The sequence below is a fragment of the Pectobacterium versatile genome (assembly GCF_020166435.1).
Taxonomy (GTDB): domain Bacteria; phylum Pseudomonadota; class Gammaproteobacteria; order Enterobacterales; family Enterobacteriaceae; genus Pectobacterium; species Pectobacterium versatile.
Window position 1 is genome coordinate 66,987 of record NZ_JAINZP010000005.1, and the last position, 22,488, is coordinate 89,474.

Below are 22,488 nucleotides of genomic sequence, written 5' to 3' on the forward strand. Positions count from 1 at the left end.
ATTACAATTGGTGTAATAAATACAATAATTCATTGGGTTACATTTTCTATAATGTTTTATGTAAGCTCTCTTAATCAAGCATTAAGCAATTTAATTTCATTTTCAACAGCAGTGACTTTTTCTTTTTTTGCAAATGCTAAATTCACGTTCAAAGCCAGACCAACAACAAAAAAATACATAGCTTTTGTCATTTTTACTGGCATGGTAAGTTTTATTTGTGGAAGTATTTCAGATTACTATAACATTAATCCTCTGGTGACATTAATTGAGTTCTCTGGAATAAGTTTAGTGCTAGGTTTTCTATTTTCAAAATATGTGATATTTAGGGGCGTAAGATGAAAATATCGCTAGTTGTACCTGTCTTTAATGAAGAAGATACTATCCCAATTTTCTATAAAACAGTACGTGAATTTGAAAAGCTTAAAAAATATGATGTTGAAATGATCTTTGTAAATGATGGCAGTAAAGATTCTACTGAATATATAATAAACACACTCTCTCTATCTGACCCTTTAGTTATATCGCTATCTTTTACCAGAAATTTCGGTAAAGAATCTGCATTGTTTGCAGGGTTAGAACATGCAACAGGTGATGCCATCATCCCAATTGATGTAGACTTACAGGATCCAATCGAAATTATTCCTCTGATGATTGAAAAGTGGAAATCAGGTTCAGACGTTGTATTAGCAAAACGTTCAGACCGTTCCATTGATGGATACTTTAAACGGAGAACAGCAGAATTATTTTATAAACTTCAAAACAAAATCAGCACTCCTCAAATAGAAGAGAATGTTGGCGACTTTCGTTTAATGTCAAAGGAAATTGTTGAACATATAAAAGAAATGCCAGAGAGAAATCTTTTCATGAAAGGAGTTCTTTCGTGGGTAGGTGGTAAAACGGAAATTGTTGAATACTTTAGAGCTGAACGAGTAGCAGGAAAAACAAAATTTAATGGATGGAAACTTTGGAATCTTGCTCTCGAAGGGATTACGAGTTTCTCAACGCTTCCTCTACGCATATGGACTTACATTGGCTCAGTGATTGCTCTGTTATCTTTCACTTATGGTATATGGATGATTATTGATACTATAATTCGAGGTAACCCAGTCCCTGGCTATCCCTCCTTACTCGTATCTATTTTATTTTTTGGCGGTGTTCAATTAATTGGAATCGGTGTCCTTGGTGAATATATAGGACGAGTATACATTGAAACAAAAAGACGGCCTCGGTATTTTTTAAGGAAGAAAGGCTAATGGAAAAAGAAACGAAAAATATAAATATATTTATATGGGTTTCATGCATAATTTTCTCATTGCCAATAATGCTAACAGGCGTTTATTATAGAGATGATGCGTTTCGAGTTGTCACTGGAGATGGTCCCTGGGGATGGGCAGGCAGGCAAGGTGCTGACCTGATAGCTCATATCTTTTACTTGAGCAGAGCAAACATTGATTCTTATCCATTAGGATATATAGTATCTATTGCAATAATTTGCTACACACTTACATTTATAGCAAACAAAAATCTATCTATAGATGCTATATATGCAAAAATAACATTACCTTTATTATTTGCTAGCCCTTTATTTCTCCAGAACCTTGCCTATCGTTTTGATAGTGCAGGAATGGTTATTTCGTTAGCATTATCAGTGCTCGCATTTTATTTATCGAAAAACAAAGAAAATAAATACAGATTAAAGCCTATATTTTTATTATTTTTATCTCTTACTATATATCAACCCTGCGTTAATATATTTTTGGGATTAATCGCCACGCACATTGCTTTTAATATCAAAAAAACAGATGAATCTAAATTTCAGTCTTTATTAAAAGATAGCTCAGTTTTCATCACATCTTATGTTATTTACTATATATTTGAAAAAATAAAGCTGGGGAATATAGGTGGCGGGCGGGCAAACATTATTCCTTTATCAGACGTTATACCATCCCTTGAAATAATTTTTTATCAAACATGGGAAATACTAAAACTACTTTATACTGGTTATATAAAATGGATAGCCAGCATATTACTGGTTTTATTCTTATTTTTTTCCATGCAGAATACATATAAAATTTATATTTTTAGTAAAAAAGATAAAATTTATATTATTAAAATAATTGCATGCTTAGTGTCTATACCGTTCCTTTTATTTTTTTCAACAACAGGTGTATCATTTTTATTAGTAGAAAAAATTACTGATGTCAGAGTGTTAGTTGGATTTTCAGCAGTTCCTTTCTTTTTTGTCGTGGGCATAACAAAATATATCCATCAAAGAGGAAGATTTGTTCCAACAGGAATTTTTATTTTCATAGCATGCGTAATTTCATTTCAATTCGCAAACGCTTTAAAAGCGCAACGCGAGTATGAAAAAGAAATCATATCATATATATCTTATGATTTAAGTAACTTAAACATTACCTCGCAACCAATCTATGTTGCAGGAAGCGCAGGCTTATCTCCAATATCTGAAGTAATTAGCTCTCATCAACCAATTATAGGTAAGATTCTTAGTCCTCTTGAACCTTGGATTGCTCGTCCGCTTCTCCTTGCTTATGGACATAAAAATACAGTTCAGCTTTGGGACGGTGATCCTAAAGAAATAATAGAGCTTTTGTGCCAGAAAAACCCAATGCCTTTACGAGATAATTATTTTTATTCGATCTATAAAAGTGATGATTATTATTTGGTTTTTTTTAAAGAAAAAAATAACCTCTGCGCTCATTTTTAACAAACCTCCCTAATAATAGACCATCTAAAAAACTTAACATCATCGTATTAATTTATAGAAAATAATGAAGAGGCATTCATGCACTCTTTTTTGAGTACGGTGTTATACATATAAAATAATTATCAGTATTTCATCTCAGAATAAGTATATCACCAAAGAGAAAATGGCTATGTTAAAAAACAGCAAACGTCAGTTAAAAGAATTAATAGATACTGTTATAAATGGTAAATCCTTAAATGAATCTCTAATTGACGCGAAAATTCTCGGTGAAATTTTATCTAATAACAACATTGGAGTTTATAGCTTAACCGAGATTGAGAATTCACTATCCAACAGGTATATTAACGAAATAGATACAGTAGTAATGAAAGAAATTTCACCAGTAAGTACTCATGAAAATTTATTTGTTATTTCCCAACCTTATCTCAGTGGTGGTCACACGAGGTTAATGGAGCGTATTTCATCATATCTAGATGACAAACCAGATTTAATTATTACAAGAAAATCTGGCCATGATGAAAAAATTAGAATGAAGCAATATTTCAAAAATGTAATTTCATATACAGAAGATGAATTTCCTGATGGTATTAATCGTATTTTTGAGGTTGCTAAATCGCTTAGTCAATATAAAAAATTAATACTAAATATTCACCCAGACGATATTCACACTGTTATCTCCTGTGCTTTAGCAAAAAAAATAAACGATAATTTAACAATTTATTTTGTAAACCATTCAGATCATACGTTCAGTTATGGGGTGAGTGTCGCAGATGTTTGGTTTGAAATTAGTTCGCTCGGCCAAAGAATAGACGATAAAAGAGAGTTACATGCTAAAAAATCATTCCTTGGCATACCACTAGACATGGGGAATACATCAAAAAGCATACTCAATAAATCTAAAATAATACAGGATGGTGATAGTTTTTTCACTTCAGGCACGTCTTATAAATTTAATAAAAATAAAGAAATATCATTTAAAGAAATAATATCATTCGTAATGAAAAACTATCCTCAATCTACATTTTATGTAATAGGGTGCGATATTGTTAATGATCCTTGGTGGATAGTGGAAAAAATAAAATATACAAAACGTTTAAAACTGATGGCAAGTATTCCACATGATATTTTTTTGCAGATAACAGAAAATGCATCCGTCTATATAGATAGCCACCCACTCCCCGGAGCTACGGCTTTTCCTGAACAATTTATTTATGGGAAAAAATGCATCGGTCTGACTAGCCCTCTGCAAGGGTACTCTCCTGTAGAACGCCTTAAGAAAAAAAACATAAAAGATATGTTTGAATACATGAGCACATCAGAAGAAATAGATGAAACATATCAAGTACTGAAAGAAATAAACGCTCAAGAGTCTATAAAAAATAGATTTATTGATGCCCTAACAAATAATATCTATGCTGAAAACCTTTGTAATAAGCATCTTTCATGGTCAGGCGATATCAGTTTCCTTGAGAAGGAAAAAATAATGGACTTTCCTATATCAATACGTAGTAAAAACAATATAGCACCAATTTGCTTTAAATATCTTACATTCAAAGAGAAAGCCAATAAGATTTCATATTTAATTTATAAAAAAACCGTAAAAAAGCCCTTTGATAAATTAATAAAATCCTGTTTAGAATATAAACACTCTCGCTAAAGTGAATGCCATTAAAGTAAATGTAAGCCAACTTCATATAGCTTTATATTAATATTTATAAAAATAAAAGAATAGACAGACTGAACGAATCGCTTTCATCGAAAGTTAGTTTATGATGAAAAGGCTCGAGGACTATGAAGCGTGCTTCCCCTGCGCTATAGACTCATTGCCAGAAAAAATCCTATCGAGATAAGTTTTAAGTATGCGCAATATTTAAAACATGTTATTAAATAATATTGGAATAAGTTTATGCAAGTAAAAATAATACAGTTACAAACACACGGTGACGACCGTGGTGCATTAGTTGCACTAGAACAAGGTAAAAATATTCCATTTGAAATTAAACGTGTATATTATTTATTTAAAACTAAAGAGGGTGTCAGAAGAGGATTTCATGCCCATAAATCATTAAAACAAATAGCAATTGCCGTTCGTGGCTCTTGTCGTTTCTTACTTGATGATGGCACTGAAAAGGTAGAGTTATTATTAGATAACCCAGCTCAAGGACTTCTTATTGATTCATGTATTTGGCGAGAAATGTATGATTTTACCGATGACTGCGTATTAATGGTGCTAGCCGATCAGATTTATGATGAGTCCGATTATATCAGAGAATATAGCAAATTCAAGTCAGGAGTAACAACACATGGTGTCTGATATATCAAGCAAGACAATTTCCTTAAGGTTAGCTACAACTAGTGATGCTGAATTTATATTTCAACTCCGCGTTAATGATAAATTAAATAAATATATATCATTAGTTGATGGGGATATAGAAAGCCAAAAAAAATGGTTAACCAACTATAAAATAAAAGAAAATAACAATCTCGAATATTATTATATTATTATGAGAAATGATTCCAAACTGCCTATTGGGACAGTCAGGCTGTATGATTTTATAAATCATAAGGAGTCTTTTTGTTGGGGAAGCTGGATTTTGAACGAAAATAAAACACGATCTGCTGCAATAGAAAGTGCTTTATTAGTCTATGAAGTTGGATTTATGCATCTTGGTTTTAAAAAATGTCATTTTGATGTCAGAAAAAACAATATTCACGTTATTGATTTTCATAAAAAAAGTGGTGCGCAGTTAGTAACTGAAAGCGACATAGATTTATTTTTTGTTTATACACACGAAGCTTTTTTGAAATTAAAAGAAAAATATAAAAATTTTTTATGAATTTTTTGGAGACTAAAATGATTGATTTTTTAAATCTTAAAGAGGTTAATTCCCCGCATGAAACGGAGTTAACTGAAAATTTCTTGAGAGTATTAAAATCCGGGTGGTATATTGCAGGTCAAGAGCTTTATAATTTCGAAGAAAAATTCTCAGAATACTGTGAAACAAAGCATTGTATTGGAGTAGCGAATGGGTTAGATGCTCTTATATTAACAATCAGAGCATGGAAAGAATTAAGGTGGTTAAAAAAAGGTGATGAAATTATTGTTCAAGCAAATACTTACATTGCATCTGTACTTGCCATTACTGAGAATGATTTAGTCCCTGTATTAGTTGAACCCAGTCCTGTAACCTACAATCTCTTACCTGATACGATAAAAGCAGCAATTACGCCAAAGACCAAAGCCATTTTGCCTGTGCATCTTTATGGTCAAATCAGCCCTATGGATGAAATTATGGCCATTGCCAAAGAACACAATCTTCTTGTTCTTGAAGATTGTGCCCAAGCTCATGGTGCAGTGCTCAATGGTAAGAAGGCAGGATCATGGGGAGATGCAGCTGGTTTCAGTTTTTATCCAGGGAAGAACCTTGGTGCACTAGGTGATGCTGGTGCTATTACAACCAACAATGATGAATTAGCAGATGCGTTAAAAGCACTGAGAAACTACGGTTCACATAAAAAATATGAAAATCTTTATCAAGGTGTAAATAGCAGACTTGATGAACTTCAAGCTGCTTTTTTAACTATAAAATTAAAATACTTAGATGAGAACAATAGCAGAAGACAGCAAATAGCTAAAAAGTATTGTACTGACATTGTGAACAACTTAATTTCATTACCTCATTTACCAGATTTTTCCAGTGAACATGTATGGCACCTTTTTGTGATCCAATGTGATAACCGAGATAAATTACAAGAATTTCTTTCCGATAAAGCGATTCAGACATTAATTCATTACCCCACGCCTCCACATCTTCAACAAGCTTATCGTGAATTAGGTCTAAAAGAAGGGACTTTACCGATTACAGAGTCCATTCATAATAAAGTATTAAGTTTACCTATAGGGCCAACACTGTCTGATATAGAAGTAAAAGCTATTATTACGGCAATAAATGAGTATCAGGGGTAAAATTACTCTCACAACTATCCATAGCAGGTCACTGACAAAACAAAATGTGGCTTTGTCAGTGCCAAAATTTATTTCCCCCTATGATCCATCATTAAGCACTTATCCTGAAATGCAAACTAATATTAACACCATTTGATAAAAATTGGGACAATAACAGAAAAGAAATTTATCAATCGATAAAAAACATGAATGATAGAAAAACCTAGCAGCCTTACCGATAATAATTTTCTAATGAAAATAAATCTGGCTATAGAAAGCCGTGTATAGTTTTCATCACTGTTTTTCAAGAGTTTTTACACCAATTATCATACTTAGTCAGGAAGAAATAAAATGAGAAACTATACCTTGATCTGAGTGTGATTTTTAATTTTATATGAAAATATGATTTTTCATTTAACCATAAAAATAAACAATCTACTATTAGAAATACTCCCAGTTTCACCAAGGACGACACGGTGATGAAAATACCTAAGAGAATTCATCAGATATACACTAAAGGCGTACACAATCTGCCTAAAGAAATTTTAGTGTCTGTGGATAAATTAAAAGAGCTCAATCCGGGTTGGGAATATTATTTCTACGATGAAATTCGCACAATTGAATATATAGACAAGCATTATGGAAAAGAGATGCTGAGTGTCTATTTAAGCATCGAATCAAAGTATGGTGCAGCCAGGGCTGGTTTATTTCGCTATCTGTTGATTTACATCGAGGGTGGCGTTTACTCGGACATTAAAAGCTCATGTTTGATCCCGCTCGATGACGTCATTAAAGAAGATTGCGACATATTGCTATGCAGTTGGGATAATAAAGAATGTGGTTGTGATCGAAACATGGGATTGCACAAAGAGCTAGGTTTCTTAAAGTGTGGAGAATACCAACAATGGAACCTAATTTCAGTACCAGAATCTCCTTACATTAAATCCGCTATAGACGAAGTTGTGCATAGATTAAAACGCTACAAACCTTGGATTTATGGTGTAGGGATGAAAGGGGTGTTAAATACTACAGGCCCAGTACCATTTTCTGTTGGCATTGAAAAAATCAATAAAACTGAGTTTTTCCATCATGAAGAAAATCATCGTAACATAGGGTTAACATACCGCAATGTTACCGAAGACACACTAAGAAAGCTTAACAGAAACCACTACAGTAAACTCAAAGACTCTATTGTTATTCTGGAAGGAAAAGATAAATTATATTATCAATTATGGTTGTTTTTTATTTACCCTTTGCAGCGCCTAAAGAAAAATATTATTAATGAAAGCAAAGGTGTCATAAGAAAAATGAAACGTGTCTTACTTAAAAACTCAAAATAGATACAAACGTCTCACAAGTAAAGTACAGGTGGATGTAGTTGGATCTTCTTGTTCGTTCAGTTGTCTGTTTATCCCGTACCAAATTCAACGATTGCGGCCATGTGCACATCCGCCTGCAATTTTTAGGAAAATCGGCTGAGGAATAAACGACATCCGTTTTACAAATAGCCTTATCCTCACGAACCCTATAAAATCACCCCAGCGATAACCGATAACAGTAAACCTTATGCTACAAACTCTCTACACCATTATCCTGTACCTCATCCAACCGTTGATTTGGCTTCGCCTGTGGCTTCGTGGCCGTAAGGCTCCGGCCTATCGTCGACGCTGGGGTGAACGCTACGGTTTTTGTGCAGAGAAGGTCAAACCAGACGGTATCATGCTGCATTCGGTGTCGGTGGGTGAAACACTGGCCGCCATTCCCTTAGTGAGAGCACTGCGCCATCGTTATCCCAATCTGCCGATCACGGTAACAACCATGACGCCAACTGGCTCCGAGCGCGTGCGTTCGGCTTTTGGCGACACGGTCTATCACGTTTACCTGCCTTATGATTTACCCTCTGCCCTGAAGCGTTTTTTTGATCAGGTTCGCCCGAAAATCGTCATCATTATGGAAACTGAGCTGTGGCCAAATCTGATCGCAGAGCTGCATAAACGCGACATTCCGCTGGTCATTGCCAATGCACGACTGTCAGAACGCTCTGCGGCAGGTTACAAAAAAATTGGAAAGCTCATGCGCCATATCTTGCAGCGCATTACCCTCGTCGCCGCACAGAATCAGGAAGATGGGAATCGATTTATCGAGCTTGGTCTGAAGCGCTCCAGCCTGAAAGTCACTGGCAGCCTCAAATTTGATATCTCCGTGACGCCGGAACTGGCAGCACGAGCGATTACATTACGTCGACAATGGGCGCCACACCGTCCAGTATGGATAGCCACCAGTACGCACGAAGGTGAAGAAGCGATCGTTCTAGCCGCTCACCGACAGCTGCTTGCCACCTACCCTGACTTACTACTCATTCTTGTGCCTCGCCACCCAGAACGTTTCTCCACCACGCAGGCGCTGGCAGAAAATCTGGGATTCACCTACACGCTGCGCAGCAGCGGTGAACAGCCTCCCGCAAATACACAGGTCGTCATTGGGGACACCATGGGCGAGCTAATGCTGTTATACGGCATCGCCGATCTGGCTTTTGTCGGTGGAAGCTTGGTTGAACGAGGCGGACATAATCCGCTAGAAGCGGCAGCTCATGCGATCCCAGTATTGATGGGGCCACACACGTTCAATTTCAAAGATATCTGCAACAAACTCGATCAGGCCGACGGGCTGATTACCGTGACCGATGCAGACTCACTTGGAAAAGAAGTCGGGAAACTGCTCGCTGACGAAGACTATCGTCTTTACTATGGTCGACACGCCGTGGAAGTGTTACACCAAAACCAGGGCGCACTACAGATGCTGCTTACGCTACTGGAACCTTATTTGCCCCAGCGGACACAGTAAAGCAGTAGCTACCCAGACAGTGAATGAAGGGCTGACGTGATGACAACTAAAGCGATTTATCCTGGAACATTCGATCCATTAACCAATGGTCATTTGGATCTGCTGACACGTGCATCACGCCTGTTCGACCATGTGGTGCTGGCCATCGCTGCCAGCCCGAGTAAACGTACGCTTTTCACTCTGGATGAACGCGTGGGGCTGGCAAAAGGTGCGACACAGCATTTATCGAACGTCGAAGTAGTCGGTTTCAGCGATCTTATGGTGCACTTCGCACAACAGCAAAAAGCCAATATTCTTGTGCGTGGTTTGCGAGCCGTTGCCGATTTTGAATATGAACTCCAACTCGCAAAGATGAACCACCACTTGATGCCGACTCTCGAAAGCGTCTTCCTGATGCCATCAGAAGAGTGGTCGTTTATTTCATCTTCTTTGGTTAAGGAAGTGGCTCGCCACGGCGGTGACGTATCGCATTTCTTGCCCGATGCCATCGTTAGTGCCTTAATGGAAAAGCTCCGCTGATAATCCGTTTACGGGATAAGAGAAATGACGGCCTCTTTGACATCAGCCACACTAATGCTGTCGATGCATTTGCCTGAATGCAGCAAGACGTGATTGACACCAATCGGATACCAACGCAAATATTTCTCTGGTCTTGCTTCGAATAGACCGACAACCGGTATCTGCAATGCCGCACCAAGGTGAACGGGTGCACTATCAGCCGAAACAACCAGATCTAATCGGCTCATCGCTGCGATAAGATCAGGCACTGTTTCAGTATCGATACACTGAACCGTAATGCCATTAAGCGCATCTTGTTCCGGCCTCTCGCCAGGATTAGAGAAAATAATAATATTGAAATCATTGCCAAGTAACTTAGCGAGCGAATACCAATTTCCCCACGGCCAACGGCGCTCATGTGCTTTATTTGATATAAAAAATCCGATATTCGCTTTACCGTTATTTTCTAATTTTTCTGACCATTGTTTTTTTAATTCTGGATTAGGATAAATATAAAGCTTTAGATCGTCAGTGCTCGTTACACCAAGATCAGGCACTAAATCATACCCCGCTAATACTTCATGCTTTATTGGCCGATTAGCAACATGTTCGATCTTGCGATCGTCAAACTCTGTCTCGGCCGTGTGCCAACGTTTATCAGGAATATTCATCCATCTGGCGAACTGAATTGCATTCTTATTCATCCCACCATTAGGAATAATCAGCAAATCAAAATCCAAACGTTTTAAATGCATAATCAAAAGAAACTTATCGATTAATGAACTGATTAAACCACTACGATTATTTCTCTCTCGGCTTTTGCTGTAAACGTAACGATGCACTTCTTTTACGTCTGGGTTATCTTCAAGCGCGTATGAATTATACTTATTCGCCAATACATGAATGTCGGCAGTCGGCCATTTTCTTTTCAGAGAGTGAATCAATGCTGTAGTGCATACCATGTCACCCAGAAAATCGATTCTTATCAGCAGAATGCGCTGCATACTTCTTTTCCCTTAATAAGTATTATCGTCATTGTTACTTATCTGAATTTTTATCCACAATACCGATTACTTCTGGCAGCGGCGACAGAAAAATGTGCTGCGCTGCCCATGCTTCGCGATTTCTATCGGCGTTCCGCATGTCCGACAAGGTTCACCGTTGCGGCCATAGACTCGCAGCTCCTGCGCGAAATAACCGGGTTTGCCATCTGATTGCAAAAAGTCACGCAGCGTCGTGCCCCCCTGCTCAATCGAAAGCTGTAGCACCTGTTTAATCACGCTCACCAATATGGCTGCATCGTTTTCATTTAACGATCCAGCCGTTCTGTCAGGATGGATACCCGCAGCAAACAGCGATTCGCTCGCGTAAATATTACCTACGCCGACGACGACTTTGTTATCCATAATCCACTGTTTGATTGCTGTCTTTTTACCGCGTGAAGCCTGATAAAGATAATCTGCTGAGAATTCCGCCTCTAACGGTTCTGGCCCGAGATGCGCCAATACCGAGCAGGTTTCAGGGTTATCCGTCCACAGCCAGGCACCAAAACGCCGAGGATCGGTATAACGCAGCACCTTACCGCTATCCATCACCAAATCAACATGATCGTGTTTCTCCGGTTCGCTATATTCCGGCAACACCCGCAGGCTGCCAGACATGCCGAGATGCACAATAATCCAGCCGCGAGTCAACTCAATCAGCAGATATTTTGCCCGCCGACGCACGCTGAGAACGGGTTCATCGCTCAGCGAGAGAACCTCAGCCGATACCGGCCAGCGCAGGCGCGAGTTTCTCACTTCAGCATAAAGGATGGTGTGACCAACGAGATAAGGGGAAATACCCCGACGACTGGTTTCAACCTCAGGTAATTCAGGCATGTGCGTCTCCTGATAAAAGTGGCTACGTTAGCATAAACAACGTTTTCATAAACAACAGGATACCCTCTGTGACAGCACGCAAGACAGGGGGATACGATGAGAAATAGGGTCACTGCTGGCGTATTTTACCCACAGTATTTAACACAAAACCGTTAAATCAAACCGACATGCTGGCTGGCATGTGGCGAAAAAAAACCCGACCAAGGCCGGGTTTTTATCAAGAAGCAGAAATTACTTAATTTTAGCTTCTTTGTAGAGAACGTGCTGACGGACAACAGGATCGAATTTCTTCAATTCCAATTTTTCCGGCTTAGTACGTTTGTTCTTCGTAGTGGTATAGAAGTGACCAGTACCAGCAGAAGAAACAAGCTTGATCTTCTCGCGAACACCCTTAGCCATGATTCAGTTCCTTAATACTTTTCACCACGGGCACGCAGATCGGCCAAAACCGTCTCAATACCCTTCTTGTCGATAACACGCATACCTTTCGCAGATACACGCAGCGTTACAAAGCGTTTTTCACCTTCAACCCAAAAACGGTGTGAGTGCAGGTTCGGCAGAAAACGGCGTTTGGTCGCATTCATTGCGTGGGAACGGTTATTACCGGCCACCGGACGCTTGCCAGTAACTTGGCAGACTCGGGACATGTCTATTCTCCAAAAATCAAATCAGCTCGAGCTTCGTATAGGGTTTGGCCGCCTCGTCAGGCTTTAGAGCCCATCTCAGCAACTTCACTGAAAAGACTCTGTCATCATGATAAACCTGCTGAGATAGGCTCTTAACGCCACACCCAAGATTCTCAAAGGTGGCGTAGTATACGCTCTGAAGCGTAAGTGCTCAAGTCCCGAACAGCTAAAGATCCCATTGGATCGCGGAAATATCTGTCAAATCCAGCCGCGCTCGGCAAAAGAAACATATTCACCCTGCCCAATGACTAAATGATCGAGCACGCGGATCTCCAATAACAGGCACGCTTTGACAATCTGTTCGGTTATCGCACGGTCAGCCTGACTCGGCTCCGCTTTTCCCGACGGATGATTATGCGCCAGAATCAGCGCTGCAGCATTCACCTTTAGCGCTTCACGCACAATTTCACGTGGGTGGACTTCCACGCTGTTAATCGTACCAACAAACATCTCCTGATGGCGAATAACGTGATGCTGATTGTCTAAAAACAGGACTAAAAAGACCTCGCGTTCACGTCGAGACAAGAGGAATTGCAAATATTGCCCCGTCGCTTCTGGGTTTAGCATGGCATCTTCTTTCGCCAGACGAGAGAAAAACAGCCGCCGTGACAGCTCTGAGATCGCCTTGATTTGCGTATATTTTGATATCCCCACGCCCTTGGCATTCTGAAACGCTGACTGATCAGCCATCATCAGTTGATAGAGTGACCCGAACTGCGCTAACAAGCCCTCTGCCAACTGCATCACATGCACGCCAGGTAACCCTGTGCGTAAAAAAATCGCCAACAGTTCGGCATCCGTCAGCGATTCCGCCCCTAAGCGCACCAGCTTTTCACGCGGTGCCAATTCCTTTTCCCAGCCCATCATCCCTCCCTATACCGCTCGACAACATCATGCCACGCCCACAAAAACAGAAGGATATCTGCGATAAAAAGCTGCGAAACGCTTTGCAATCTTCTTCGGGAAACCACAGCAGTAACCTTAAGATTCCTATCTGGCCTCAAGGTTATGGTAAAATGACGCATCTTCTGACTTTCAATCGGACCATGATGATGACGGAATTTTCCAGCCTGAATGCACTCTCCGGCAAACGAATCGTGCTGGGTATCAGCGGCGGCATCGCCGCGTATAAGTGCCCGGAACTGGTGCGACGCCTGCGCGATGGCGGAGCCGACGTAAGAGTTGTCATGACCCCTGCCGCTAAAGCCTTCATCACTCCGCTGACGCTGCAAGCCGTCTCCGGCTACCCGGTATCAGACGACCTGCTCGACCCCGCGGCAGAAGCCTCAATGGGCCACATCGAGTTAGGAAAATGGGCTGATTTAGTCATTCTCGCCCCAGCGACTGCCGATCTGATCGCACGAGTCGCTGCTGGCATGGCGAATGACCTGCTGACCACGATCTGTCTGGCAACATCCGCCCCTATCGCCGTTGTCCCTGCGATGAATCAGCAGATGTATCGCGCAGAGCCCACGCAGGACAACCTGCGCACGCTGGCCGCCCGAGGTTTACCGATCTGGGGGCCAGATAGCGGCAGTCAGGCGTGTGGTGATATTGGGCCAGGCCGCATGATCGACCCGATGGACATTGTTGGGCTGGCGCAGCGTCATTTTTCTGCCATCAACGATCTGCAACATCTGAACATTCTGATCACCGCAGGGCCAACGAGAGAAGCGCTGGACCCAGTTCGCTTTATTACCAACCATAGCTCTGGGAAAATGGGCTTTGCTATCGCGCAGGCTGCTGCCGCTCGTGGCGCTAAGGTTACACTGGTAAGTGGCCCTGTCTCACTTGCCACACCGCAGGGCGTCACGCGTATTGATGTCGGCAGCGCGTTGGAGATGGAGCACGCGGTGATGGAGCATGCGGCTCAGCAGCACATTGTGATCGGTTGTGCTGCGGTTGCAGATTATCGTGCTAAACACATCGCCGATGAGAAGATTAAAAAACAGAACCAGCAGGGCGATGAAATGACTCTCACTCTGGTCAAAAATCCAGATATTATCGCCGGTGTCGCAGCCATGACGAAAAATCGTCCTTATGTTGTCGGGTTTGCTGCCGAAACCCAGAATGTGGAAGAATACGCCCGACAAAAACTGGCGCGTAAAAAGCTGGATCTGATTTGCGCGAACAACGTTTCTCTTTCCGGGCATGGTTTTAACAGTGAAACCAATGCGTTACACCTTTTTTGGCAAAATGGTGACACGCCGTTGCCGCAATGCGACAAGCGTCTGCTTGGCCAAAAATTAATCGACGAGATTATCAGCCGTTATGATGAAAAAAATCGACGTTAAGATTGTTGACCCGCGCGTTGGGCAGCAATTTCCGTTACCGACCTATGCCACGCCAGGTTCTGCTGGGCTTGATCTGCGTGCCTGTCTGGATCAGCCGATTGAACTCAAAGCAGGGGAAACGACCCTGATTCCAACCGGGCTGGCGATTCACATTGCCGATACCGGGCTGGCGGCGGTTATCCTGCCCCGCTCTGGGCTGGGCCATAAGCACGGCGTGGTGCTGGGGAATCTGGTGGGGCTGATTGATTCGGACTATCAGGGACAGTTGATGGTTTCCGTCTGGAACCGTGGTCAACAAACGTTTACGGTTGAACCGGGCGAGCGTATCGCACAGATGGTTTTTGTGCCCGTCGTTCAGGCCGAATTCAATCTGGTCGAAGATTTTGTCGGCAGCGAACGTGGAGAAGGCGGCTTCGGCCACTCTGGCCGTAGCTAACGCGATCCAGCCACCCATAGTGTAAAAAACTCCTATAAGCCACAGCGCCTATCTATTCAAAAAGAAATGGCTACTGTGGCGCTAACGGGTGCTTGTCAGTCAAATATTTAGCAAGGGTCTTTTCAGACATGGCAGAAAAAGAAAATACGAAAAGGAATCGCCGCGAGGAAATTTTGCAGGCGCTGGCGCAGATGCTGGAATCCAGCGACGGTAGCCAACGTATCACCACGGCAAAATTAGCTGCGAACGTCGGCGTGTCCGAAGCGGCACTCTACCGGCATTTCCCCAGTAAAACGCGGATGTTTGATAGCCTGATTGAATTTATTGAGGATAGCCTGACCACTCGCATTAACCTGATTCTGCAAGACGAAAAAGAAACGTTTAATCGTCTTCGTCTGATTTTGCTGCTTATTTTAGGGTTTGCGGAACGAAATCCGGGTCTGACCCGCATCATGACTGGCCACGCGCTGATGTTTGAACAGGATCGCTTGCAGGGGCGTATTAACCAGCTGTTTGAGCGTATTGAATCGCAGCTGCGTCAGGTGTTGCGCGAGCACAAGCTACGCGATGGCAAAGGTTTCCAGCATGATGAAACGCTGTTGGCTAGCCAGCTGTTAGCGTTTTGCGAAGGGATGCTGTCGCGCTTTATTCGCTCTGAATTCCGCTATCGTCCGACGCAGGAATTCGACACCCGCTGGCCGCTGTTGGCGGCACAGTTGAACTAAACACCGCTCTTAGAGATTAAAACCCGCCAGATATTCTCTTCCGGCGGGTTCCTGACTCACTACGTTAAATCCCGTACTGCTCACGATAGGCTTTCACCGCATCCAGATGCGCTGCCATCTCTGGTTTTTCCGCCAGATAAGCAATTAAATCCGTCAGCGTAATAATCGAAATCACCGTGCACTGATAGTCGCGTTCCACTTCCTGAATCGCGGACAGCTCGGCACGGCCGCGTTCCTGACGATCCAGCGCAATCATCACTCCAGCCAGTGTCGCCCCGTGCGCACCGATGATCTCCATCGATTCGCGAATCGCCGTACCCGCCGTAATCACATCATCCACCAGCATCACGCGGCCCTGTAACGGGCTACCGACCAGACTACCGCCCTCACCGTGGTCTTTAGCTTCTTTACGGTTGAAACAGTACGGCAGGTCGCGATCGTGGTGTTCTGCCAGCGCCACCGCAGTGGTAGTGGCTATCGGAATGCCTTTGTAAGCCGGTCCGAACAGCAAATCAAACGCTACGCCGGAATCAACCAAGGCTTCCGCATAAAAACGCCCCAGTAAGGCCAGATCGCGCCCAGTATTAAACAGCCCGGCGTTGAAGAAATAGGGACTGATACGCCCGGATTTCAGGGTGAACTCGCCGAACTTCAATACCTGCTTGCTGAGTGCAAACTCAATAAACTGGCGCTGGTAGGCTTTCATACTGCATCTCCTCGTCTTACAGATATCCTCGTCATACTTCGAGTTGCATGTGCGTTGGCTGCGTTTAGTCACCCGAATCACTTACTTGAGTAAGCTCATCGGGATTCCTTCTCTTGCCGCCTTCCTGAAACTCGAATTATTTAGAGTATAATTAAGTTATTAATTAGAAATAAAATTGGTCAGACATAAAAAATTTCCGGGAGAAATTTTCAACGTCGCTTGCGACGGCCCGTAAGGGTGGCGGCCAGGGATGGCACGCCATAAAAAAGCGACCAATTGGTCGCTTTAAAAATCAATCGATTAAGGCGGCTTTCTGCGCCTGAACGATGGTATCAATTCCCCCTCGGGCTAGCGCCAGCAGGGTGAGCAATTCTTCGTGGCTGAACGGCTCGCCTTCGGCCGTCCCTTGCACTTCAATCATGCGGCCGTCTTCGGTCATGACCACATTCATGTCGGTTTCCGCAGCGGAATCTTCCACGTATTCCAGATCGCACAGCGCTTCGCCGTTCACGATGCCGACGGAAACGGCGGCGATCATGCCTTTCATCGGGTTCTTTTTCAGCTTACCCTTGGCAACCATTTGGTTCAGCGCATCGGCCAGCGCCACGCAGGCACCCGTGATGGACGCCGTACGCGTGCCGCCATCCGCCTGCAAGACATCGCAGTCGAGCGTAATGGTGTATTCACCGAGCACTTTCAGGTCGATTGCCGCACGCAGGGAACGTGCAATCAGGCGCTGAATCTCCAGCGTCCGCCCACCTTGCTTACCTTTGGCGGCTTCACGCGAGTTACGGCTGTGCGTCGCACGCGGCAGCATGCCGTATTCGGCGGTGACCCATCCTTGTCCCTGGCCTTTCAGAAAGCGCGGAACACCCTCTTCTACCGTGGCATTGCATAACACTTTGGTATCGCCAAATTCGACTAAAACGGAACCTTCAGCGTGTTTCGTGTAATGACGGGTGAATGTAAGGGGGCGTACTTGCTGTGCACTTCGGCCTGTTGGGCGCATGGCTCATCTCCGGTGGGTCAATGAAAACTGCCGCGTATTATACACGAAATCACTCGCGTTGCAGGAAAGCGGCATCAGAAAGCCATACCTTGAACTTATGGTATAACCTGAGGTTATACCCTACTGATGAACAAGTATTCGTCAGTGATGATGCATCATGAAATAGTCCGTTCATCCCCTGAGCGTTGATGAGAAAAAATCATGATGCGGCATATGCAAATTGAAACGGTCAATCTGCCCCTAGCCCGTCCTATGGCGGTTGATAACGGGACGCGTCGCGCGGTTACCGTTATCCGCGTCGCGTTGGAAGAAAAAGGATTTATTGGACAAGGCGAATGTACGCCAGTCGCCCATTATGGCGAGTCCGCCGACAGCGTATGTCGCCAGCTCTCTGCGGTCCGTGAGGCAATAGAACACGGCCTGACCATCGAACAGCTCCAGAAAGATTTATCGCCAGGTGCGGCCAGAAATGCGCTGGACTGCGCCCTGTGGCGGCTCAACACCGCATTAGAAAAACAGACACTGTGGCAGCGCATCGGCATTCATCCCCCCACGTCCGTGGTCTGTGCGCAAACGTTGGCGCTCGACAGCGTGGAGAAAATGGCCGCCGCCGCATCCAATGCCGTTTCCCACGGTGCCCTGCTGCTAAAAATCAAACTGGATCGCGAGCTGATTCTGGAGAAGATCGCCGCCATTCGTGCCGCCGCGCCCAATGCCAGATTGATTATCGACGCAAGAGCAAGCTGGAGCGGGCTGGATTTACATAGCCTGTCCACGGCCCTGCTGCCTTATCAGGTCGCCATGATTGAGCAACCGCTTCCTGTCGGTAAAGACGAGGATTTACAGCGGTTTTCTCACCCGATTCCTATCTGCGCGGACGAAAGCTGCCGCCACAGCGGAGACATCGTCGGGCTGCGCCGTCGTTACGACATGATCAACATCAAGCTGGACAAGTGTGGCGGGCTGACCGAAGCGCTGGCGATGGTGCGCGAAGCCCACTTTCACGGCCTGCGCATTATGGTCGGCTGCACGCTGGGCTCGTCAATGGCAATGGAAGCCGCCCTGCCCGTCGCCGCAGATGCCGAGCACGTCGATCTCGATGGCCCTATTTGGCTAGCCGCCGACAGTTCGCCTTATCTGACCTATAACCTCGGCCGAATCTGGCTATGACGCTATCAATCGAAGCAACCATGAAACCATCCACCGGAGTGACCATGACGGATATCATGCACGCGGGTGCCGCCACAGCACCCGGTAACGCCCCCAGACCTGTACTGGAAATCGACGATCTGAGCGTCAGCTTTAGCGGCCGTTCCGGTACGCATCAGGCGCTAAAAGGCATTTCCTTTACCGTGAATAAAGGGGAAGTGGTCGCCGTGGTCGGCGAAAGTGGTTCAGGCAAGTCCGTGACGTCACTCGCCGTGATGGGGCTGCTGGCGGATTCTGCCAACATCGAACGCGGCGCGCTCCGTTTCACCGCACGCGACGGCAAACAGCATGACCTGCTGAGCATGAAAGCAGAAGCGCGTCGTAAGCTGCGTGGTCGCGATCTCGCGATGATTTTTCAGGAACCGATGACCTCGCTTAATCCGGTGCTGAAAGTCGGCGATCAGCTCACCGAAGCCCTGCTTGACCACAAAATCTGCGATGCCGCCAGCGCGGACAAAAAAGCCCGTGAGCTGCTGCACAAGGTGCGCATCGCAGATGTCGATCGCGTGATGAAAAGCTATCCACACTCGCTGTCTGGCGGGATGCGTCAACGCGTGATGATTGCACAGGCGCTGGCCTGCGATCCGCAGTTGTTGATTGCCGATGAACCGACCACCGCGCTGGACGTCACCGTGCAGGCTCGCATTCTGCAAATCCTGCTCGACCTGCAACAGCAGAGTGACATGTCGGTGCTGTTTATCACGCACGACATGGGCGTGGTGGCGGAAATCGCTGATCGCGTGGTGGTGATGTACCGCGGCGAGATCGTGGAGCAAGGCACCGTCGAACAGATTTTTGCCGCACCGCAACACCCTTATACCCAGTCGCTGCTGGCCGCCGTACCGAAGCTGGGCGACATGCGCGATAGCCTCTGGCCGAAGCGCTTTCCTTTACTGGGACAGGCTACCGATCCCGAAAATAGTGAACAGGTTACCGCCCGCTATGATGCCGAACCGCTGTTGGATATTCGCGGACTGAGCGTGTATTACCCCATGCGCAGTGGGATTTTATCCACTATCACCCACCACGTTCACGCGGTAGAACAGATCGATTTCAACGTCTGGCCGGGCGAAACGCTGGCTATCGTCGGGGAAAGCGGCTGCGGCAAGTCCACCACCGGACGCGCCCTGCTGCGTCTGGTGCAGAGCCAAGCCGAGAGCATCCATTTTCAGGGCAACGAAATTTCCCAGATGAAAGAGCGTGATTTCCAGCCGCTGCGTCGGGAAATGCAGATGGTGTTTCAAGACCCGTACGCCTCGCTCAACCCGCGCCTGACGGTCGGCTTCACCATTGCAGAACCGCTGCTGCTGCACGGGCTGGTGAAATCGCTAGAAGAAGCCACACCACAAGTACAGGCGCTGTTAAAAAGCGTCGGCCTGCTGCCTGAGCACGCGCGTCGTTATCCGCACGAATTTTCCGGCGGGCAGCGTCAGCGTATCGCGATTGCCCGCGCGATGGCGCTACAGCCGCAGGTCATCATTGCTGACGAAGCCGTTTCGGCGCTCGATGTGTCAATTCAGGCGCAGGTCGTCAACCTGATGATGGATCTCCAGAAGAAAACCGGCGTGTCGTGGATTTTCATCTCGCACGATATGGCCGTAGTCGAGCGCATCGCCAACCGCGTCGCGGTGATGTACCTCGGCCAGATTGTGGAGATCGGCCCGCGCCAGTCGGTGTTTAACGACCCGCAGCACCCGTATACTCGCCGCCTGTTGGCCTCGGTTCCGATTGCCGATCCAACCCGTCGCGGCGCACGCCAGTTTGACGACAGCGAAATCCCCTCACCCTTGCGTAAAGCAGGCGAGGCCGTCGCCAAAACGCGCTACCGAGAGGTCGCGCCGCAGCACTGGGTCGCCGACAACGAATCGGCAGCCTGAAACACGACGTCATGACAAGAAAATAGCCATAAAACACAATTTATTTATAAAAAACAACGTATTTATAAAACACAACACACGTTCAATACTGACCAGGAGAGAAACCATGAAGCCATTCGTTCGTCGCTCTGCCGTTGCCCTCGGGCTCTCACTTTGTCTGGCGGCTGTTGCCCAGGCGCAAGACCTTCGTATTTCCATCTATGCCGATATCACCGGGCTCGACCCGCACGACACCTCGGATACGCTGAGCTACTCCATTCAGAGCGGCATCTTCGAGCGTCTGTTCCAGTTCGATAACAAAATGAAGCTGGTGCCGCGTTTGGCGACGGGCTACACCAGTAATGACACCGCCACCGAGTTCGTCGTTACGCTGCGCGAAGGCATCACCTTCCAGGACGGCGCCCCCTTCAACGCCGACGCCGTTAAAGCTAACCTCGACCGTCTGGCCGATCAGAGCAAAGGCTTAAAACGCAACAGCCTGTTTAACATGGTACAAACCGTCACGGTTCTGTCGCCTACTCAGGTCAAAATCGAGCTGAACAAATCTTTCGGTGCCTTTGTGAACACACTGGCGCACCCGTCTGCCGTTATGCACAGCCCGGAAGCGCTGAAGAAATACCCAGACGAAGCACAGCTGCGCGTGAACCCAGTTGGTACTGGCCCGTTCAAGTTCACCGAATGGCAGCAGGGTAAAGACGTGAAGCTGGTGAAATTCGACAACTACTGGCAGAAAGGCTGGCCGAAAGTCGACAGCGTGACCTTCTACCCGACGCCGGAAGATTCCACCCGCGTGGCGTCGCTGAAATCCGGTCAGGTTGATGCGGTATATCCGCTGCCTTCCGATCTGATCGGCACCGTACAAAATGACAACAAGCTGGCGATTCAGCGCGACCCGAGTATTTATCAATTCTGGCTGGCGATGAACAACCTGCGTCCGCCGCTGAACGATATCCGCGTGCGTCAGGCGCTTAACTACGCCATCAACCGCGACATCTGGCTGAAAGTCGGCTTTGCAGGCATGGGCGTTCCTGCCTCTTCTGCGATGGCACCAGACGTGCAGTTCTTCGCACGCCAAAGCTCACCGAACTACACCTATAACCCAGAGAAAGCCAAGGCGCTGCTGAAAGAAGCGGGCTACGCCAATGGCCTGAGCCTGAAGCTGTGGACGACGAACCGCACCGACTACATCCGTAGCGCGCAGTTCTTCAAGCAGCAGTTAGAGCAGGTCGGCATCAAGGTCACCGTCACCCCGATGGATTCTGGGATGCGTAACGCCAAGCTGTTTGGCGTAAAAGATCCGAAAGACGCCGAATTTGACCTGTTCTACAACGGCTGGTCTCCGTCTACCGGTGATGCTGACTGGGCGCTGCGTCCGCTGTTCGCGACAGAGTCCTGGGTTCCGGTTGCGTATAACGTTTCCTACTACAGCAATCCGGTAACGGATAAAGCGATTACCGCTGGGCTGGCAACTGCCGATGCAGACAAACGTGCCGCGGCTTACGCTGATGCACAACGTCAGATTTGGCAGGATGCGCCTGTGGTCTTCCTGGGCTCGCCGGACAACGTTGTCGGCAAAACCAAGAACCTCGACGGCGTGTACATGCTGGCTGATGGCTCACTGATCTTCGATCAGGCTGAATTTAAGTAATC

At 45.5% G+C, this 22,488-nt stretch carries 23 protein-coding genes; 16 read left to right on the forward strand and 7 right to left on the reverse strand.

Translation table 11 applies throughout. The annotated features are described in order from the left end of the window. Positions 1–51 precede the first annotated feature (51 nt). The 10 genes from K7X24_RS08215 (at position 52) to coaD (ending at position 10,037) form a co-directional block, all read left to right on the forward strand. Complete coding sequence (locus K7X24_RS08215; protein WP_318013135.1) at positions 52–339, forward strand: GtrA family protein; 288 nt, start codon at positions 52–54, stop codon at positions 337–339. Continuing rightward, the gene (locus tag K7X24_RS08220; protein WP_224554204.1) at positions 336–1,253 is read left to right on the forward strand and encodes a glycosyltransferase family 2 protein; all 918 of its coding nucleotides are present in this window, start codon (positions 336–338) and stop codon (positions 1,251–1,253) included. Before K7X24_RS08215 ends, K7X24_RS08220 begins: the two co-directional genes overlap by 4 nt. Next, positions 1,253–2,728, forward strand: coding sequence for a glucosyltransferase domain-containing protein (locus K7X24_RS08225; RefSeq protein ID WP_224554205.1), 1,476 nt, complete (start codon positions 1,253–1,255; stop codon positions 2,726–2,728). The genes K7X24_RS08220 and K7X24_RS08225 overlap by 1 nt, the downstream gene beginning before the upstream one ends. A 169-nt stretch (positions 2,729–2,897) precedes the next feature. Then, positions 2,898–4,385 carry a hypothetical protein gene (locus K7X24_RS08230; protein WP_224554206.1) on the forward strand — a complete coding sequence of 496 codons (1,488 nt, stop codon included), beginning with the start codon at positions 2,898–2,900 and terminating at the stop codon, positions 4,383–4,385. Between the two features lie 249 nt (positions 4,386–4,634). Next, positions 4,635–5,042: a sugar 3,4-ketoisomerase gene (locus K7X24_RS08235; RefSeq protein WP_224554207.1), complete on the forward strand. Its 408-nt coding sequence runs from the start codon at positions 4,635–4,637 to the stop codon at positions 5,040–5,042. Beyond that, on the forward strand, positions 5,032–5,565 hold the full coding sequence (locus K7X24_RS08240; protein WP_224554208.1) for a GNAT family N-acetyltransferase: 534 nt from the start codon (positions 5,032–5,034) through the stop codon (positions 5,563–5,565). Before K7X24_RS08235 ends, K7X24_RS08240 begins: the two co-directional genes overlap by 11 nt. Positions 5,566–5,582: 17 nt before the next feature. Next, positions 5,583–6,695, forward strand: a complete 1,113-nt coding sequence (locus tag K7X24_RS08245) for a DegT/DnrJ/EryC1/StrS family aminotransferase (protein ID WP_224554209.1) — start codon at positions 5,583–5,585, stop codon at positions 6,693–6,695. Positions 6,696–7,153: 458 nt separating this feature from the next. Then, a complete protein-coding gene (locus K7X24_RS08250; protein WP_224554210.1) occupies positions 7,154–8,014 on the forward strand; it encodes a glycosyltransferase family 32 protein in 861 nt (286 codons plus the stop codon). A 226-nt stretch (positions 8,015–8,240) separates the two neighbouring features. Next, on the forward strand, positions 8,241–9,518 hold the full coding sequence (gene waaA, locus K7X24_RS08255; RefSeq protein WP_224554211.1) for a lipid IV(A) 3-deoxy-D-manno-octulosonic acid transferase: 1,278 nt from the start codon (positions 8,241–8,243) through the stop codon (positions 9,516–9,518). Between the two features lie 39 nt (positions 9,519–9,557). After that, positions 9,558–10,037: a pantetheine-phosphate adenylyltransferase gene (coaD, locus tag K7X24_RS08260; RefSeq protein WP_198999019.1), complete on the forward strand. Its 480-nt coding sequence runs from the start codon at positions 9,558–9,560 to the stop codon at positions 10,035–10,037. An 8-nt stretch (positions 10,038–10,045) separates the two neighbouring features. Here coaD and K7X24_RS08265 read toward each other — a convergent pair whose 3' ends face one another. The 5 genes from K7X24_RS08265 to radC form a co-directional block, all read right to left on the reverse strand. After that, a complete protein-coding gene (locus K7X24_RS08265) occupies positions 10,046–11,020 on the reverse strand; it encodes a glycosyltransferase family 9 protein (RefSeq protein ID WP_224554212.1) in 975 nt (324 codons plus the stop codon). A 66-nt stretch (positions 11,021–11,086) separates the two neighbouring features. Further along, entirely contained in the window at positions 11,087–11,896 is an 810-nt protein-coding gene (gene mutM, locus K7X24_RS08270) for a bifunctional DNA-formamidopyrimidine glycosylase/DNA-(apurinic or apyrimidinic site) lyase (RefSeq protein WP_224554213.1), read from the reverse strand. 231 nt (positions 11,897–12,127) lie between these two features. Continuing rightward, the gene (gene rpmG, locus K7X24_RS08275; RefSeq protein ID WP_002208990.1) at positions 12,128–12,295 is read right to left on the reverse strand and encodes a 50S ribosomal protein L33; all 168 of its coding nucleotides are present in this window, start codon (positions 12,293–12,295) and stop codon (positions 12,128–12,130) included. 11 nt (positions 12,296–12,306) lie between these two features. Then, positions 12,307–12,543, reverse strand: a complete 237-nt coding sequence (rpmB, locus tag K7X24_RS08280; RefSeq protein WP_039278630.1) for a 50S ribosomal protein L28 — start codon at positions 12,541–12,543, stop codon at positions 12,307–12,309. A 237-nt stretch (positions 12,544–12,780) separates the two neighbouring features. Beyond that, positions 12,781–13,446, reverse strand: coding sequence for a RadC family protein (radC, locus tag K7X24_RS08285; protein ID WP_224554214.1), 666 nt, complete (start codon positions 13,444–13,446; stop codon positions 12,781–12,783). 152 nt (positions 13,447–13,598) lie between these two features. Here radC and coaBC point away from each other — a divergent pair, with 152 nt between their 5' ends. The 3 genes from coaBC (at position 13,599) to slmA (ending at position 16,037) form a co-directional block, all read left to right on the forward strand. Continuing rightward, positions 13,599–14,876: a bifunctional phosphopantothenoylcysteine decarboxylase/phosphopantothenate--cysteine ligase CoaBC gene (gene coaBC, locus K7X24_RS08290; protein ID WP_411961339.1), complete on the forward strand. Its 1,278-nt coding sequence runs from the start codon at positions 13,599–13,601 to the stop codon at positions 14,874–14,876. After that, on the forward strand, positions 14,854–15,312 hold the full coding sequence (gene dut / locus K7X24_RS08295; protein WP_039278621.1) for a dUTP diphosphatase: 459 nt from the start codon (positions 14,854–14,856) through the stop codon (positions 15,310–15,312). Before coaBC ends, dut begins: the two co-directional genes overlap by 23 nt. 128 nt (positions 15,313–15,440) lie before the next feature. Beyond that, positions 15,441–16,037 (forward strand): nucleoid occlusion factor SlmA, encoded by a 597-nt coding sequence (gene slmA, locus K7X24_RS08300; protein ID WP_005967978.1) that lies wholly within the window; start codon positions 15,441–15,443, stop codon positions 16,035–16,037. Positions 16,038–16,101: 64 nt separating this feature from the next. Here the strand turns inward: slmA and pyrE are convergent, their stop codons facing one another. Beyond that, the gene (gene pyrE / locus K7X24_RS08305; RefSeq protein ID WP_039490174.1) at positions 16,102–16,743 is read right to left on the reverse strand and encodes an orotate phosphoribosyltransferase; all 642 of its coding nucleotides are present in this window, start codon (positions 16,741–16,743) and stop codon (positions 16,102–16,104) included. A 292-nt stretch (positions 16,744–17,035) separates the two neighbouring features. Further along, complete coding sequence (rph, locus tag K7X24_RS08310) at positions 17,036–17,752, reverse strand: ribonuclease PH (RefSeq protein WP_014913743.1); 717 nt, start codon at positions 17,750–17,752, stop codon at positions 17,036–17,038. 204 nt (positions 17,753–17,956) lie between these two features. Between rph and ycjG the strand changes: the two genes are divergently transcribed. From ycjG to K7X24_RS08325, 3 genes are all read left to right on the forward strand, one after another. Beyond that, positions 17,957–18,922 (forward strand): L-Ala-D/L-Glu epimerase, encoded by a 966-nt coding sequence (gene ycjG / locus K7X24_RS08315; RefSeq protein ID WP_170310048.1) that lies wholly within the window; start codon positions 17,957–17,959, stop codon positions 18,920–18,922. A 44-nt stretch (positions 18,923–18,966) separates the two neighbouring features. Continuing rightward, entirely contained in the window at positions 18,967–20,838 is a 1,872-nt protein-coding gene (locus K7X24_RS08320; RefSeq protein ID WP_224554422.1) for an ABC transporter ATP-binding protein, read from the forward strand. A gap of 106 nt (positions 20,839–20,944) precedes the next feature. Further along, on the forward strand, positions 20,945–22,486 hold the full coding sequence (locus tag K7X24_RS08325; protein WP_224554215.1) for a glutathione ABC transporter substrate-binding protein: 1,542 nt from the start codon (positions 20,945–20,947) through the stop codon (positions 22,484–22,486). The last annotated feature ends 2 nt before the right edge of the window (positions 22,487–22,488 follow it).

Excerpts from the sequence above, each read along its gene's own strand:
- radC (WP_224554214.1), bottom strand. The coding sequence starts at position 13,446 with ATGGGCTGGGAAAAGGAATTGGCACCGCGTGAAAAGCTGGTGCGCTTA.
- rpmB (WP_039278630.1), bottom strand. The coding sequence starts at position 12,543 with ATGTCCCGAGTCTGCCAAGTTACTGGCAAGCGTCCGGTGGCCGGTAAT.
- K7X24_RS08325 (WP_224554215.1), top strand. The coding sequence starts at position 20,945 with ATGAAGCCATTCGTTCGTCGCTCTGCCGTTGCCCTCGGGCTCTCACTT.
- K7X24_RS08240 (WP_224554208.1), top strand. The coding sequence starts at position 5,032 with ATGGTGTCTGATATATCAAGCAAGACAATTTCCTTAAGGTTAGCTACA.
- K7X24_RS08225 (WP_224554205.1), top strand. The coding sequence starts at position 1,253 with ATGGAAAAAGAAACGAAAAATATAAATATATTTATATGGGTTTCATGC.
- K7X24_RS08250 (WP_224554210.1), top strand. The coding sequence starts at position 7,154 with ATGAAAATACCTAAGAGAATTCATCAGATATACACTAAAGGCGTACAC.
- coaD (WP_198999019.1), top strand. The coding sequence starts at position 9,558 with ATGACAACTAAAGCGATTTATCCTGGAACATTCGATCCATTAACCAAT.
- K7X24_RS08245 (WP_224554209.1), top strand. The coding sequence starts at position 5,583 with ATGATTGATTTTTTAAATCTTAAAGAGGTTAATTCCCCGCATGAAACG.
- rpmG (WP_002208990.1), bottom strand. The coding sequence starts at position 12,295 with ATGGCTAAGGGTGTTCGCGAGAAGATCAAGCTTGTTTCTTCTGCTGGT.
- K7X24_RS08230 (WP_224554206.1), top strand. The coding sequence starts at position 2,898 with ATGTTAAAAAACAGCAAACGTCAGTTAAAAGAATTAATAGATACTGTT.
- mutM (WP_224554213.1), bottom strand. The coding sequence starts at position 11,896 with ATGCCTGAATTACCTGAGGTTGAAACCAGTCGTCGGGGTATTTCCCCT.
- K7X24_RS08215 (WP_318013135.1), top strand. The coding sequence starts at position 52 with ATGTTTTATGTAAGCTCTCTTAATCAAGCATTAAGCAATTTAATTTCA.
- K7X24_RS08320 (WP_224554422.1), top strand. The coding sequence starts at position 18,967 with ATGACGGATATCATGCACGCGGGTGCCGCCACAGCACCCGGTAACGCC.
- K7X24_RS08265 (WP_224554212.1), bottom strand. The coding sequence starts at position 11,020 with ATGCAGCGCATTCTGCTGATAAGAATCGATTTTCTGGGTGACATGGTA.
- dut (WP_039278621.1), top strand. The coding sequence starts at position 14,854 with ATGATGAAAAAAATCGACGTTAAGATTGTTGACCCGCGCGTTGGGCAG.
- K7X24_RS08235 (WP_224554207.1), top strand. The coding sequence starts at position 4,635 with ATGCAAGTAAAAATAATACAGTTACAAACACACGGTGACGACCGTGGT.
- pyrE (WP_039490174.1), bottom strand. The coding sequence starts at position 16,743 with ATGAAAGCCTACCAGCGCCAGTTTATTGAGTTTGCACTCAGCAAGCAG.
- K7X24_RS08220 (WP_224554204.1), top strand. The coding sequence starts at position 336 with ATGAAAATATCGCTAGTTGTACCTGTCTTTAATGAAGAAGATACTATC.
- slmA (WP_005967978.1), top strand. The coding sequence starts at position 15,441 with ATGGCAGAAAAAGAAAATACGAAAAGGAATCGCCGCGAGGAAATTTTG.
- rph (WP_014913743.1), bottom strand. The coding sequence starts at position 17,752 with ATGCGCCCAACAGGCCGAAGTGCACAGCAAGTACGCCCCCTTACATTC.
- ycjG (WP_170310048.1), top strand. The coding sequence starts at position 17,957 with ATGCGGCATATGCAAATTGAAACGGTCAATCTGCCCCTAGCCCGTCCT.
- coaBC (WP_411961339.1), top strand. The coding sequence starts at position 13,599 with ATGACGCATCTTCTGACTTTCAATCGGACCATGATGATGACGGAATTT.
- waaA (WP_224554211.1), top strand. The coding sequence starts at position 8,241 with ATGCTACAAACTCTCTACACCATTATCCTGTACCTCATCCAACCGTTG.